A 14,030-nucleotide genomic window follows, 5' to 3' on the forward strand; every position below is an offset into this window, starting at 1 on the left:
TAATTGGTGTATGTTAAAGGGGTGTAAACATGCCAAAGGGTTTTAAATTTATTGGAGTTTTATTATTTTTAGTACTGTTAGTGGCATGTTCTAATATCGGAGTTAATGGTCAATCCACAGATACTAAAGAAAACCAATCTGTATCAAATAGTAGGAAAGATATTGAATTAACTATATCAGCAGCAGCAAGTTTGAAAGAAGCAATGGATGTTATAAAGGATAAATATCAAGAAAAACATCCCCAGGTACATTTAAAGTTCAATTATGGAGCTTCCGGATCTTTGCAACAGCAGATCTCTCAGGGAGCACCAGTTGATCTATTTTTCTCAGCAGCAGAAGATAAGTATAACTTATTAGTTAAGCAAGGAAATATTGCAAAAGAAGATGGAGTGGATCTTCTTGAGAATGAACTTGTATTAGTGGTTCCGAATGATGATCGATCTATTAAAGGTTTTAAAGATCTTATGAAAACGGAGATAGATAAGGTTTCAATCGGAACACCTGAAATAGTACCTGTAGGAGAGTATGCAAAAGAGTCACTTGAAAATATTGGTGTATGGGGTTCTGTTGAGCCAAAAGTTGTTTATGCAAAGGACGTCCGTCAAGTATTATCCTATGTGGAAACAGGTAATGTTAAAGCGGGAATGGTATATAAAACAGATGCGTTGATTTCAGATAAAGTGAAAATTGTTGCAACTGCTGATCCTACTACACATACTCCTATTATTTACCCTATTGGTATTATTAAAGATTCTAAACAGTACAAGGCTGCCAGAGAATTTTACGAGTATATACAAGGAGAAGAAGCCTCACATGTTTTTAAAAAGTATGGATTTACTACAAAATGAAAATTTGATGCAGGAATTCTTGAGTCCAATATGGATATCTTTAAAAATATCCTTTATATCTGGTTTAGTCGTCATAATAGTAGGAACTTTGGCGGGACGGCTATTTGCTAGAAAGAGATTTAAGGGAAAGGCTATTCTAGAGACAATCCTAATGCTTCCTATGGTTCTTCCTCCTACAGTAGTTGGATTTTTTCTTATTTTCATTTTCGGTAAAAATGGTATAGCAGGCCAGGCTATACAGTGGCTTTTTAAACAGCCTATCATTTTCACTTGGTGGGCTGCAGTCATTGCTTCAATCGTTGTATCATTTCCCCTTATGTATCAGTCTGCAAAAGCAGGGTTTCAGAAGGTAAATGAGGACATTGAGGAAGCAGCAAGGATAGATGGAGCAAATGAAGGACAAATATTCCTGTATATTTCAATTCCATTAGCTTCAAAGGCTCTCATTTCAGGAAGTATATTAAGCTTTGCACGAGCATTGGGTGAATTTGGCGCTACCTTAATGTTCGCTGGTAATATTCCTGGTGAAACACAGACTATTTCTACAGCTATCTATATTGCGATTGATTCTGGTAATATGGACATGGCGTGGCTATGGGTGATTTCTATTGTTTTTATTTCTTTCATGATGTTATTGATCACACGGACAAAACACGATTAATAACTTCAAGGCTCTGGAAAAACTGACTTTCTTGGGGAAGTGGGTTCGCCTCTCACCGTCTCCAACATTACATGGTTTTATGGATTTTTTTAATTGTGACTTGAATTATAAGTTTGCCGGATAGGCAAGATTATGGTTCAAAAAATCCTATTTAGTAGGTCAAGCATACGCTTTTGTAAGTGTATGCTTATTTTGTGTTTGTTAAACTCTATATCGGAATTGCACGATTGTTAGTAAATTAGGTAGCTATGACTTTTTCATATATCTATGGAATTCTGGTCCTTTTGAATGACTATATATGGGTGTGAAAAGTAAAATTTAATTGAGTTTTTTGATATATATAAAGGTTTAATTTTATATAGGAATTCATAAATAAGTTAAAATATAATCTATTAATCATTATATTGATATAGTAATATTTCGCGTGATATAATCTCCAACGGAAATATTTAAAATTTATTTCATAATATGTAAGTTAGGAGATGGATTACATGAATTTAAAAGCAACAATAGCAAGTGTAATAGGTGTCACAGCTGTGGCAGGAACGTTGGTTTTCAATACAGAAATCGCAGATAAAGTAGCGGACAACATCGAAGCATTAAGAACAAAAATAGCTGCTTTTGCTAAAAATGATGAAGCATTAGTTGAAAAATATAATACATTAAAAGATGAAGCAGAAGTGAAAATAGCTTCATTACAAAAAACAATAGATGAACTAAATGCAAAATTAGAAAATAACGACGATGCTTCTACAACTGAAAAAGCAGAATTGGAAGCAGAGATAACAAGACTTACAGGAGAACTTGAAAAAGCTAATGCGGCTGTAAAAGACTTAGAAACAAAGTCAAATGCGGCTGTGGAAGAAGCTAATACCTATAAAATGACAGATCCAGATACTTTACCAGGATTAGGTGAAGAAGAAGTAGTAGTTGATTTAGCAACTGCAACAGCTAATTTCAAAACAGACAGTACTCGAGTTGCTGTAACTTTAAAAGAAAATATAGATTTAGGTATTGCTAATAAAGGGAATATTTCAATCAAATTTACTGATGGTCAGGGAAACACACTATCAAAAAGTAAAATTTATGCCGGTTTCTTAAATGACTCTGAAGGTAATAAATATGGAAAAGGTACTAATATACCTTCAAATGAATATTCAAATCAATTAGTAGCGGGTACTACCTATTATACAACTTTAAGTGTAAGTAATAAGCCAGCTATATCTAAAATCGATGCAGCTAATATCGTTAAAGTTGAAGTAACAGTTACGAATAATGATGGTAAAGTACAAGTATTACAATCAATAGAGAAAAAATAACTTTATAGTAATCTAAATAAGGACTAATTTTATTAGTCCTTATTTTAGAATTTGGATATAAAGGGAGAGCAAGATGAACAAAGTTTTAATTAGTGTAGTGATTGGGGTTGTTGGTAGTATAACGATAGCAACAGCGGCTATAGCAGCATCAGAAGGGTTTAATTCTGCTCCAATAGAAACTATTGAAAATAATATAAACAGTTTAATAGATAAAGTAGCAGCTTATTCAAGTAATGAAGAGAAATTAGTAAACAAATATATGAAATTATATGAGGAATATACGAAATTAAAAGAAGCTATGGAACAAGATAGTGATACAGTTTCAGAATCTAATGTTGATCGTTTAAAAGTGGATTTAGAGAAACAGAAAGAAAAGAATAAAAAACAAGAAGACTATATAAAAGAATTAGAAGAACAAATAGAAAGCATAGAGTCCAATAAGGTTAAACAAGAAGAAACTAAAGAACAAGAGGACTATATAAAAGAATTAGAAGAACAGATAAAAAAATTAGAGTCCAACCAGGTTAATCAAGAAGAAAAGAATAAAAAACAAGAAGACTATATAAAAGAATTGAAAGAACAAATAGTAAACTTAGAGTCTAAATCTAATGTTGACCAAGAAGAAAAACCTCAAATTAACGATGAATCAGAGGTAGAATAATGGACAATAATCAATCAACTAATAACGGCTCTAAGAAAAGAAATTTATTAATAGTAATGGTAGTAGTGTTGCTAATAACTCTTGTATTTTTAGTTAAATCCTGCTCAGTAACTGAAGAGCCTAAAGATGAACAAGAGATTACGTCTGAAGTATCAAAAGATGAGGGGAAAGATAACGAAGACAAACTAGATCAAGATCAAAATATAGATCAAAATCAAACGGCTACTAATGATAAATTATCAAGTGAATCTCAAGACAGCACTAATCAAACTACAAACAATAAAGATGGTTTAGTAAATAGTGCTCAGAATCATATCCAAGGGAATATTGATAAGAATCATCATGAATATTTATCAGGTGGTTCTCAAGATAGTGATAACCAAGCAACTCATAATGGGAATGGTTTATTAGATAGTAATACTAATGATAGTACTGGGGAGAATAACCAAAGTAATAGTGGTACTAATAATGATCATTCATCCAATGGATCTCAAGACAGCGATAATCAAACAGGTTCAGGGACAAATCCAGGACGACCAAATAATCCAGAAGATGATGGACATGGAAATCTATTAAAGTTATTATATGATGAATTAATTAAGGCTAATGATACTTTTGAATACTTTCTAAAAGTAACGGATGAAATCTTAGAAAGTTACTAGAAAGTATTACATATTCTTTGATATAAAAAGGATAATCCATTTGGATTGTCCTTTTTATATAGGTATCTTTACTACTTCTCGCCTGGAGCATTCATAATTTGAAAAAGAGCTACTAATCTACAATCTTTTTTGCAGGCGAATTCTTTGTAAGTCTAAAATCTTATTTCTTTGCATTTGATATCCTGGATCGACATAACTGGATTTCTCATCACTCTATGAAGTGGCTAACCAATAATTTGGTAACTTCTTCTGAGTAATGTTCTTTTACGATAGCTTTAAGGCAGGATATGTCCGCTATTCAAATAAAGGCGATACCATTCCTCACGGCTGAGCTGAATTTCACTGGCTTTCATAATTTCATCTATCCTGTTTTGGTTCGTAGTACCTGCAATTAACTGGATGTTCGCCGGGTGTCGCAAAATCCATGCTGCTGCAATGGCGGTTGGGGTTGTTTCGTATTTCTCAGCTATTTCTTGGAGAGATTGATTCAATTCAGGAAATTTCTCATGGTTGCCGATAAAGACGCCTTCAAAGAATCCATATTGAAAAGGAGACCATGCTTGAATTGTGATATCGTTCAGCCTGCAATAGTCAAGGACACCGCCGTCTCTGTCAACCGCACCCTCTGTTTGCATATTCACTTCCATACCACTAGCAATCATATTGGAAAAAGGAATGCTCAATTGCAATTGATTGACGATGATTGGCTGCTTTACATATCTCTTTAATAATTCAATCTGCATCGGTTTATGGTTGGATACACCGAAATGACGCACTTTTCCTGTACTCTCAAGGGTATCAAATGCTTCCGCGACTTCCTCGGGCTCCACTAAAGCATCCGGGCGATGAAGAACCAGGACATCCAGGTAATCCGTATCCAGACGTTTTAATATTTCATCGACAGACGTTAAAATATGCTCTTTCGATAAGTCATACATCGTACCTGGCTTGATTCCGCATTTAGATTGCAGGATTATATCTTCTCTGTTATATCCGGCGCTCTTTAGGGACTTAGCAAATTTAGATTCACAAATCCCTTTTCCATAAATATCAGCATGATCAAAGAAATTTAGCCCGTTCTCCATGCAAAAAGATAGATGTGATGCTAATTTGTCATCGTCCATAGCATCAATTCTCATACAACCTACCGCAATCGTAGGGACACTCAATTTGCTGCTGCCAAGGTTTATTTTTTTCACGCTTATTCCTCCTCCAACTATTTGTTAGATAGAGCATATATCTTTTCTATCTATGCTAGCGACTGATTAAATCAGTTAAAAGTATCGGTTTCATCGTGGTGGTCTGGATAATCTGATCGCTGTCTTCATTTTACTATAATGATGAGAAAAGTACTTTTGGGAGCCCTTACATTTTTTCTTTTATCGTTAAGAGATAGCTGTAACAATCACCCGTGATATTTTAAAGAGGATGCCTTCTGAATTCATCCGTTTAATGGTCTTTATTTCCTTATTTGGATAATGGCTATTGACAAAACATGAGATGCCTACTTATAATTTTGATAATTCTAAATATTAAAAAGGTAAGAAGAGAAGAGTAAATATTGGATATTCTCTTTTAGAAAGCTTCAGAACTGAACAGAGATATATCATTATTGAAAATGGCTCTAAGCCTCGTACCGAAAGTATCATTTAGTATATTAGTAGGGTCCGACGAGATTTGGTACTCGTTATCCAAACCAGTGTGTAGTAAGCAATTCTTTGTTTTTGCACATATGGAGGCTGTTTATGTGAGTAAGCAGTGAATAAAGATGGAACCACGTGAAATCACACCACGTCCTTATCCATGGTAAGGATGTGGTGTTTTTTATTTTTGTAAGAAGAAATGGATGGGATGAAATTGAAACGTTTATTGGTTTTTCAATCAGATTTTGGATTAAGTGATGGGGCTGTCAGCGCGATGTATGGAGTAGCGCTTTCGGTGGATTCGACATTGAAGATTAGTAATAATACGCATGATATTCCAACGTTTAATATATGGGAAGGTTCCTATCGTTTATTGCAGGCAATTTCTTATTGGCCAGAAGGGACTGTATTTGTATCAGTGGTTGACCCGGGAGTAGGATGTGATCGAAGAAGTGTTGTGGCCAAAACCTCTGGTGGGCACTATGTGGTAACGCCTGATAACGGCACATTATCTCACATCCATAATAAAATTGGGATCACGGATGCTAGATTAATCGATGAAAAGGTAAACCGATTGCCGCGTTCGGGAGAATCGTACACATTCCACGGACGCGATGTTTATGCGTATACAGGGGCTAGGATTGCATCCGGAGTAATTGGATATGAGGAAGTAGGTCCAGAAATTCCGGTGGATTCCCTTGTTGAATTTCCTCTTTATGAGGCATTTATACATAACGATAAAATCAAAGGTATTATTGAAATTCTTGATATTCGGTTTGGGAATCTGTGGACGAATATTTCAAAAGAGCTGTTTATGAAATTAGAAATCTCATTGGGAGAGAAAGTCTGGGTTCAAATTGAGAATGATGGAACAGTGAAGTATGAGGAAGAGGTCGTCTATGGCAGGTCTTTTGCAGACAGTGCATTAGAGGAAGCCATTCTGTATGTTAATTCGCTTGATAATTTGGGACTCGCCCTCAATCAGAAGTCCTTTGCTGATACCTATCGCATTCATACGGGCAGTAATTGGCGCATTACCATCCGCAAGGCTGGATGACATGACTAAGAGTATGAGAGACTATTTTTGATACCAAATTTAAAATAAATACCATCTAGCTTGTTTCTATAAAGGAATAAAAATACCTTCATTGAAATGAAGGAGCAGTAGGATAGTTTCTCTTGAATAAACAAACCAAGCTGATGAGCTCAGCTTGGTTTGTTTAGTTATTCAAAGCTAAATAGGATTATTTAATGCGAACCTTTGCTGATCCTGAAACCTTTTTGTAAACACTAGCGATATGAGCAAAATCAATTCAAATGCATTGGTGATTGCGTCGCTTTTAATAGGGATATCAATCATACTTCCTGCTGTCATAAGGGCAGTTCCTACGAACATCCAGTACCAGCCAGTCTTTTTCCAAAGGATAATGGAGGAAACAAGTAGGGCGAAGGTGACCATTAAAATCATGATTGGCGGCCCTTGTGGTGAATTGGTTGAAGAATAGCTTAAAATACCATAACGTTCTTCTGCTTTTAGCGAAAGATTCCACACAACCGTAAAAAGCTCTATTAACACCGCAATCAACGTAAATCCAGCAGTAACGAGTAAGGCTGTAGTTGTATTTACCCACTTCACCCTGGTTTGCTTGAGTACATCCCAAGAAAATAAAATTAACAATGGGGTAAAAATCGCATGCATCCAAAAGCGAGCAGCATTTAAATTCTCTAAAACATTTCCCTTGCCAATCCATTTTCCAATGGCGAGGACACTATTGTCGTATAGGAGTGCGAAAATAACTAGGATTAGTACATTCGATAATATCCCAATGCCGCTTTTTTTGATGGACATTAGCATCATAACGAGTAATCCAGCATAAAAAATAGCAAATAATATATATAAAAACGTATCCATAATAAACCTCCTTGTCCTTAACCATTGCCTAAAATAGTAAGTACTTAAACATAGGAGATATATTTTGGAGATTTTGTATAAAGTTCCACCAAATTATCATTCGATTAGGGAAGGGAATTTTGCCTTTATAAAGAAAAAGGGGATATCCAACATGGATATCCTCCTTTACTATCTTACAAAAATTACTCGTTGACCTTATACGTAAAATAATCAAAATCCGCATGCTTTCCTTCACCAGATGTATCCTGGCATTGCATGCCTACAAAGGCTCCGGTGAAGAATCCTCCGCCTCGGATATAATCATCCGATAGTTTATGTGAATAGAAGGTTATCGGAATCTCTGTCCAGGTTTCCCCGCCAAATGAGTAAGCATAGCGATAGGTGTTTGTTTGGACTTCGGACTTTATATAAACATACTCAACATGATCAGGTACTGGAATTTCCTTACCTCTGAGCGGTTGTTCAAAGGTAAAATTATCGCATACCGTTAAATCTAGAACTCTTCCTTTTTCTTCATGCCATGTAACTTGAAGAGCGGTCCAGTTTTCCGTATTGTAATAGTTTACTAAGCCTGCAGCCTGCTGGAATGTTTCCGGTTGGAAGGCCACCTTTGTTTCAGCGGTAAAGTTAAAATGCTGCCAGCGCCTTGCCACAAAAGCCTGTGTGAATTTTGAAGTGAGTGATTCTTTGCCGTGCAAGCGTAAATGTCCTGGGCGATCATCTAGCGAGAGAATATCTTCTCCCAGCGGAATCCGTAATGTTTGGAAGTTAAGGTGTAATGACTTTTCGTTAAAATCATCTTTTTCAGGATCTTTATCCCACTTTACTTCTTCCATATTAGGTCCATCTATTTCGAGGGAAGGCTGATTACCGCCCACTACATAGGGCCAATCGTTCTCCCAGGTTAATCGTTGAATCGCTGTTTCACGGCCGAGTGGGCAAAATCCTCTTGGATCAAGCAATGCATCATTTTCTTTAGGAAGAGGGCGTCCGGTTAAATGGACTAAGAACCACTCATCTGTATGTGTGTGAACGATGGAAGCATGGCCCGCTTTTTGTAAGGGGTTTCTTGGATATGGAAACGATGTAATCAATGGATTTTCTGGATGAACTTCATAAGGTCCATCAATTGTTTTTGAACGGGCTATGGTTGCCTGATGGTCATATTTTGTTCCACCCTCGGCTGTTAAAAGATAATAGTAGCCATTCCACTTATATAAATGCGGAGCTTCTGTTAACTTAATGTCTGTTCCTTTGAAAATGATCTTTTTGCTACCAATCAATTTTTTCTCTTCAACGCTATATTCCTGAAGAACAATCCCATAGAAAGCGTGGTTTCCAAGACGGTGATCCCAAACCATGTTAACAAGATATTTTTTGCCGTCATCGTCATGAAATAAGGAAGGATCAAACCCTGAGCTATTAAGGTGAACGGGATCAGACCATTCGCCATCAATGGATTCACATGTACTGAGATAGTTATGGCTGTCTTTCCACTGGCCGTCTGTCACTTTTACATCCGTATAAATCAACCAAAACTGTCCGTCTTGGATTGAGAGAGCAGGAGCCCATATCCCGCCGGAATCGGGATTGCCCATCATATTCAATTGGCTTAACCGGTTTAATGGTCGGGATACCAACGTCCAATTTTTTAAATCCTTTGAATGATAAATGCCAACTCCAGGGAACCATTCAAACGTAGAAACGGCAATATAATAATCATCGTCTTTTCTACAAATACTTGGGTCAGGATTAAAGCCAGTCAAAATAGGGTTTTGGATTTTCATTAGTATATCCTCCTTTATATATAAAAAAATAGAGCGCTTTCACAGTGGTGAAGACTGGGCTGACTTAGCAAAAGAAAGACGCTAATTTTGATGCACCAATGGATAGGTTTGAGTATTTTGATGGTATAAATCATTGTTTAAGAAATGTTCGGTTGAAAAAGCAGCGACGCCGAGAGCGCATGAGTGGCTCGCTAAACTTGAGTAATGGATGTGTAAATCTCTTTGATGATTAGATAAGGAGTGGTTTTGAATCGTTTCTACTAATGAAGAATGCAGCCATTTTTCACAGACAGCCAGGCGATTACCGAGTATGACTTGATCTGGGTTGAATATATTAATGATATTATTAATGCCAATCCCAAGAGATTTCCCGATCTCATTGAATAATTCAATTGCCACAGGGTCCTCATTTTCTGCTAGGTATATGAGGTGTTCGAGCGTAATGGTTGGATCATTCATCGCTACTTTTGCCTGATTAACTAATGCCCTTTCTGATGCATATAATTCCCAGCAGCCATGGTCACCGCAACGGCATTTTTCTCCGTTTCGTTCAATTGTCATGTGGCCAAGCTCACCTGAGAGTCCATTGTTACCTTGATAAAGATGGTTATCAAGAATTAGGCCACCGCCAATACCAAATCCAATACTTACGTATATCATGTTTTTGAAGTCTTTCCCTATGCCGAATTTTTTCTCACCATATACTCCACAATTTGCTTCATTCTCTACTTTGACAGGTACACGGTATTTCTTTTCAACTAAAATTTTTAAATCGACATTTTTCCAGTTTAAGTTGGGAGCCATCAAAATTTTCCCGTCTGTATCGACTGTCCCTGGCACACCGATGCCAATTCCCACTAATCCATAGGGGCAATCAGGAATGGAGGCAATCATACAATCAATCATTCCATAGAGTTCTGTTTTAATTTCTTCATAGGTTAAATCGTGAAAGTTTTTAAGTTTTTCTTTGTAGATTTTTCCCTGTAGATTGGTGATGATCCCTAGTATGTAATTGACTCCAATATCAACTCCGATAGAATAGCCGGCATCTTCATTGAATAACAACATAACAGGTCGTCTGCCGCCATTAGATTTCCCTGGACCAGATTCTGATACGAGCTGTTCGTCTATAAGTTCGCAGACTAATGAAGAAACCGTTCCCTTATTAAGACCGGTTTTATTGGCAACATCCGTTCGTGATAGAGGAGAAAATTCCTTTATTACTTGCATGACCAATGATTTATTCTCTTTTTTAACAACCTGTTGATTATATGTCTTCACTGGTCTTCCTCATTTCATACTCTTTTATTCTAATAGTAACATCTAATACTTTGTTTATCCAGTAGACAAACAAAGTTTTCCATGATATTCTAAATTTAAGTTTACTAGGTAAGTAAAATTAAATTTTTGGGGGTTTAGTCATGCACAAAAAGAAAGCGTTTTCTTTTCTCGTCGGGTTTTTGGCTATATTTTTAGTTTTAGCAGGTTGTTCGTCTGATACTGAAAAGTCAAACTCTGATGGAAAGAAAGTCATTAAGTTTATGCATCTATGGCCAGAGGGCAGTTCTAAACAACACCATGAAATTGTAAAGAATATCGTTGCAGATTATGAGAAGGAACATAAGGACGTTAAGGTTGAGCTTGAAGTGTTAAGCAATGAACAGTATAAGGATAAGATAAAAGTTTTATCTGCTTCCAATGAACTTCCTGATGTAGGGATGACTTGGTCCGCGGGATACCTTCAGCCTTATGTGGAAGGGAAAAAATTTGCCCCCCTTGATGACGTTATTGAAGGAGATTTAAAGGACTCCTTTGTAGCGGGAACAACAGAAGCTTACCAAATCGATAATAAAACATATGGTCTTCCATTGGAGCTAAATATTGCCTCTGTTTTCTATAATAAAAAGATTTTTAAGGATAATGGACTAGAAGTTCCAAAAACATATGATGAGTTAGTAAAAGTCGCAAAAACTCTTGATAAAAACGGAGTGGAGCCTATTGCGCTAGGTAATAAGGACAAATGGACTGGTTCATTATGGTATATGTACTTAGCAGATCGAATTGGTGGAACCGAAGCCTTGAAAGGTGCGATTGACCGTACAGGTTCTTTTGAAGATCCTGCACTCGTATCCGCAGCTGAAAAAGTACAGACATTAGTTGATGCAAATGCTTTTGTAAGCGGATTCAACGGATTATCTGATGAAGAAGCAAAAAGTATGTTTATGAATAGTCAGGCAGCTATGTATCTAATAGCTACATGGGATCTGCCAAACTATACAACAAATCCGGATGTACCTCAGGAATTTAAAGATCAAGTTGGATTCTTTGATTTCCCATCTGTTGATGGAAAAGGGGATATGAATAGTTATGTTGGCGGCCCTGGAGTCGGATTGTTTGTTTCTGAAGAGTCTGATGTAAAAGAAGAAGCGAAGGATTTCGTATCTTACTTTGTTCAGCAGTGGGGTGAAAAATCTGTTACTGATGCCGGCGTAATACCAGCTACTAAAATTGATGCTGAGAAGCTGGATCTGCCGCAAATGTATGTTGATGTATTGGGGAAATTAAATAAAGCAACCAATATTACTTTATATGCGGATGTACAATTAAGCTCTGATGCAGCTCAAGTTCACTTGGATCAAATTCAATCTTTATTTGGCAAAGAAACAACTCCGGAGAAGTTTGCAAAAGAGCATGAAGATGCACTTTCTTCAAAGTAAAATGATAAAGGGAAAAGGGTTCATCTTGGATTTGATGAATCCTTTTCCTACATATAGATGAGGTGGATTTTTATGAATAAAGTGATGTCCAATAAGTGGATTATAGCCATGTATATCCTGCCGGCCTTGTTATTGGTTAGTGTACTGATTTTTATTCCCTTAATTTTAACGGGATATTATGGGCTTATGGACTGGGACGGTATTGGATCCATGAAGTTTATTGGCTTAGAGAACTATATTAATGCAATCCAAGACGCAAAATTTTGGGACAGCGCTTGGCATTCCATTTTACTGGCGATCTTTTCAACATTAAGTTTAGTGATCTATTTAGCCATTTCTCTTATTCTTGCTTCCAAAATTAAGGGTGCGGATTTATTAAGAAAAATCTATTTGATTCCCATGCTGTTATCCTCAGTTGCTATTGCCCAGTTGTGGATTAAGGTGTTCAATCCATCGAATGGGATATTGAATACAATCTTGACTTGGGTTGGGGTAGAAAATCCACCTCTATGGCTTTCTGATACATCTATTGTTTTATATGCTATCTTTATCCCTATCTTATGGCAGTATGCAGGATTTTATATTTTGATTTATTATGCAGCTCTAAAAAATATCCCTGAATCTTTAATTGAAGCAGCAAAAATAGACGGCGCAACTCCTTGGCAGATTGCCTTAAAAATTAAGCTGCCGTTAATTATGGGAGTTGTAAAGGTTACAGTAGTACTGGCTATTGTTGGTTCACTTAAGTATTTCGATCTTATTTATGTTATGACAGGTGGAGGTCCAAATGGATCGAGTGAAGTAATGGCTTCCTATATGTACAAATTGGCCTTCTCAACCTCTAATTTTGGTTACGGGAGTGCGATTGGATTCCTGTTACTCGTCATTACTTTAATTGTGACGTTTATCGTTAATAAACTGACCGCATCCAAGGATGACATCCAATACTAGAGAGGAGGAAACATAATGGCTCGGTTCGGAAAAATTGTCTTATATATTTGTTTGGGATTGGTTGCAATCTTTCAGGTTTTTCCAATAATATGGCTATTCCTGTTTTCGTTAAAGAGCAATCAGGAGATCTTTGCGGGTTCCCCATTTGCCCTTCCATCTGAATTTAGATGGGAAAACTATCTGAAGGTTTGGGATGGAGGCATTGGGCTATACTTTTTTAATAGTATATGGATTACAGGAGTTGCCATTATCATGACGGTTCTTTTTGCGAGTATGGCAACCTTTGCGATTACGAGAATGCATTGGAAATATAGTAAACTTGTATTGGGCTTGTTTATGATCGGCCTGATGATTCCAATTCATTCCGCGCTAATTCCTTTGTTTAATATGTTTTTGAACGTAAATTTAATTGATAATCCCTGGTCTATTGTCATCACCTATACGGCTTATAATTTACCGATTACGATGATGATCCTGATGGGCTTTTATACGACATTGCCAAGAGAAATTGAAGAGGCAGCCATTATTGATGGAAGCTCGATCAATCGGATGTTCTTCCGCATCATCCTGCCTATGTCCATGCCTATTATGTCGACCACGGTCATCATAAATATGATTTACAATTGGAATGAATTCGTATTTGTTAATACGTTTATCAGTTCTGATAAATATAAAACGCTGACAGTTGGTATACAGAATTTTATTGGGCAATATATGACAGACTGGGGCGCAATTGGTGCCACATTAATTATTAGTTTCCTTCCACTATTACTTGCCTTTATTTTCTTCAGTAATAAAGTAATCGAAGGATTATCTTCAAGTGCAGTTAAAGGATAAATGATAATTAGGTAAACCTAATGCAGCATACA

Annotated in this window: 13 protein-coding genes; 9 read left to right on the plus strand and 4 right to left on the minus strand. The window is 36.5% G+C overall.

The window, feature by feature from the left end; all coding sequences use genetic code 11:
- The first annotated feature begins 29 nt into the window (after positions 1–29).
- The 5 genes from modA (at position 30) to AC58NB_RS01945 (ending at position 4,151) form a co-directional block, all read left to right on the plus strand.
- A complete protein-coding gene (modA, locus tag AC58NB_RS01925) occupies positions 30–848 on the plus strand; it encodes a molybdate ABC transporter substrate-binding protein (RefSeq protein WP_497425111.1) in 819 nt (272 codons plus the stop codon).
- Positions 829–1,509: a molybdate ABC transporter permease subunit gene (gene modB, locus AC58NB_RS01930; RefSeq protein WP_497425112.1), complete on the plus strand. Its 681-nt coding sequence runs from the start codon at positions 829–831 to the stop codon at positions 1,507–1,509. Before modA ends, modB begins: the two co-directional genes overlap by 20 nt.
- Positions 1,510–2,000: 491 nt before the next feature.
- Positions 2,001–2,828, plus strand: a complete 828-nt coding sequence (locus AC58NB_RS01935) for a hypothetical protein (protein WP_497425113.1) — start codon at positions 2,001–2,003, stop codon at positions 2,826–2,828.
- Between the two features lie 73 nt (positions 2,829–2,901).
- Positions 2,902–3,489: a hypothetical protein gene (locus AC58NB_RS01940; protein ID WP_497425114.1), complete on the plus strand. Its 588-nt coding sequence runs from the start codon at positions 2,902–2,904 to the stop codon at positions 3,487–3,489.
- On the plus strand, positions 3,489–4,151 hold the full coding sequence (locus AC58NB_RS01945) for a hypothetical protein (RefSeq protein ID WP_497425115.1): 663 nt from the start codon (positions 3,489–3,491) through the stop codon (positions 4,149–4,151). The genes AC58NB_RS01940 and AC58NB_RS01945 overlap by 1 nt, the downstream gene beginning before the upstream one ends.
- Positions 4,152–4,426: 275 nt before the next feature.
- Here the strand turns inward: AC58NB_RS01945 and AC58NB_RS01950 are convergent, their stop codons facing one another.
- Complete coding sequence (locus AC58NB_RS01950; protein ID WP_497425116.1) at positions 4,427–5,350, minus strand: aldo/keto reductase; 924 nt, start codon at positions 5,348–5,350, stop codon at positions 4,427–4,429.
- Between the two features lie 643 nt (positions 5,351–5,993).
- Here AC58NB_RS01950 and AC58NB_RS01955 point away from each other — a divergent pair.
- Entirely contained in the window at positions 5,994–6,851 is an 858-nt protein-coding gene (locus AC58NB_RS01955; RefSeq protein WP_497425117.1) for an SAM hydrolase/SAM-dependent halogenase family protein, read from the plus strand.
- Positions 6,852–7,028: 177 nt separating this feature from the next.
- On the opposite strand, the gene AC58NB_RS01960 is transcribed toward AC58NB_RS01955, so the two are convergent.
- The 3 genes from AC58NB_RS01960 to AC58NB_RS01970 form a co-directional block, all read right to left on the minus strand.
- Positions 7,029–7,706 (minus strand): hypothetical protein, encoded by a 678-nt coding sequence (locus AC58NB_RS01960; protein ID WP_497425118.1) that lies wholly within the window; start codon positions 7,704–7,706, stop codon positions 7,029–7,031.
- 182 nt (positions 7,707–7,888) lie between these two features.
- Positions 7,889–9,493 carry a glycoside hydrolase family 43 protein gene (locus AC58NB_RS01965; RefSeq protein WP_497425119.1) on the minus strand — a complete coding sequence of 535 codons (1,605 nt, stop codon included), beginning with the start codon at positions 9,491–9,493 and terminating at the stop codon, positions 7,889–7,891.
- A gap of 81 nt (positions 9,494–9,574) precedes the next feature.
- Positions 9,575–10,774 (minus strand): ROK family transcriptional regulator, encoded by a 1,200-nt coding sequence (locus AC58NB_RS01970; protein WP_497425120.1) that lies wholly within the window; start codon positions 10,772–10,774, stop codon positions 9,575–9,577.
- 140 nt (positions 10,775–10,914) lie between these two features.
- Here AC58NB_RS01970 and AC58NB_RS01975 point away from each other — a divergent pair, with 140 nt between their 5' ends.
- The 3 genes from AC58NB_RS01975 to AC58NB_RS01985 all read left to right on the plus strand — a co-directional run bounded on the left by AC58NB_RS01975 (position 10,915) and on the right by AC58NB_RS01985 (position 13,998).
- Entirely contained in the window at positions 10,915–12,210 is a 1,296-nt protein-coding gene (locus tag AC58NB_RS01975) for an extracellular solute-binding protein (RefSeq protein WP_497425121.1), read from the plus strand.
- A 72-nt stretch (positions 12,211–12,282) separates the two neighbouring features.
- Positions 12,283–13,161: a carbohydrate ABC transporter permease gene (locus AC58NB_RS01980; protein ID WP_497425122.1), complete on the plus strand. Its 879-nt coding sequence runs from the start codon at positions 12,283–12,285 to the stop codon at positions 13,159–13,161.
- 15 nt (positions 13,162–13,176) lie between these two features.
- Positions 13,177–13,998 (plus strand): carbohydrate ABC transporter permease, encoded by an 822-nt coding sequence (locus AC58NB_RS01985; protein WP_497425123.1) that lies wholly within the window; start codon positions 13,177–13,179, stop codon positions 13,996–13,998.
- Positions 13,999–14,030: the final 32 nt, after the last annotated feature.

Source organism: Pradoshia sp. TA40_28 (assembly GCF_059694525.1).

Coding starts and splice junctions, on each gene's coding strand:
- modA (WP_497425111.1), top strand. CDS start 30: ATGCCAAAGGGTTTTAAATTTATTGGAGTTTTATTATTTTTAGTACTG.
- modB (WP_497425112.1), top strand. CDS start 829: ATGGATTTACTACAAAATGAAAATTTGATGCAGGAATTCTTGAGTCCA.
- AC58NB_RS01935 (WP_497425113.1), top strand. CDS start 2,001: ATGAATTTAAAAGCAACAATAGCAAGTGTAATAGGTGTCACAGCTGTG.
- AC58NB_RS01940 (WP_497425114.1), top strand. CDS start 2,902: ATGAACAAAGTTTTAATTAGTGTAGTGATTGGGGTTGTTGGTAGTATA.
- AC58NB_RS01945 (WP_497425115.1), top strand. CDS start 3,489: ATGGACAATAATCAATCAACTAATAACGGCTCTAAGAAAAGAAATTTA.
- AC58NB_RS01955 (WP_497425117.1), top strand. CDS start 5,994: ATGGATGGGATGAAATTGAAACGTTTATTGGTTTTTCAATCAGATTTT.
- AC58NB_RS01960 (WP_497425118.1), bottom strand. CDS start 7,706: ATGGATACGTTTTTATATATATTATTTGCTATTTTTTATGCTGGATTA.
- AC58NB_RS01965 (WP_497425119.1), bottom strand. CDS start 9,493: ATGAAAATCCAAAACCCTATTTTGACTGGCTTTAATCCTGACCCAAGT.
- AC58NB_RS01975 (WP_497425121.1), top strand. CDS start 10,915: ATGCACAAAAAGAAAGCGTTTTCTTTTCTCGTCGGGTTTTTGGCTATA.
- AC58NB_RS01980 (WP_497425122.1), top strand. CDS start 12,283: ATGAATAAAGTGATGTCCAATAAGTGGATTATAGCCATGTATATCCTG.
- AC58NB_RS01985 (WP_497425123.1), top strand. CDS start 13,177: ATGGCTCGGTTCGGAAAAATTGTCTTATATATTTGTTTGGGATTGGTT.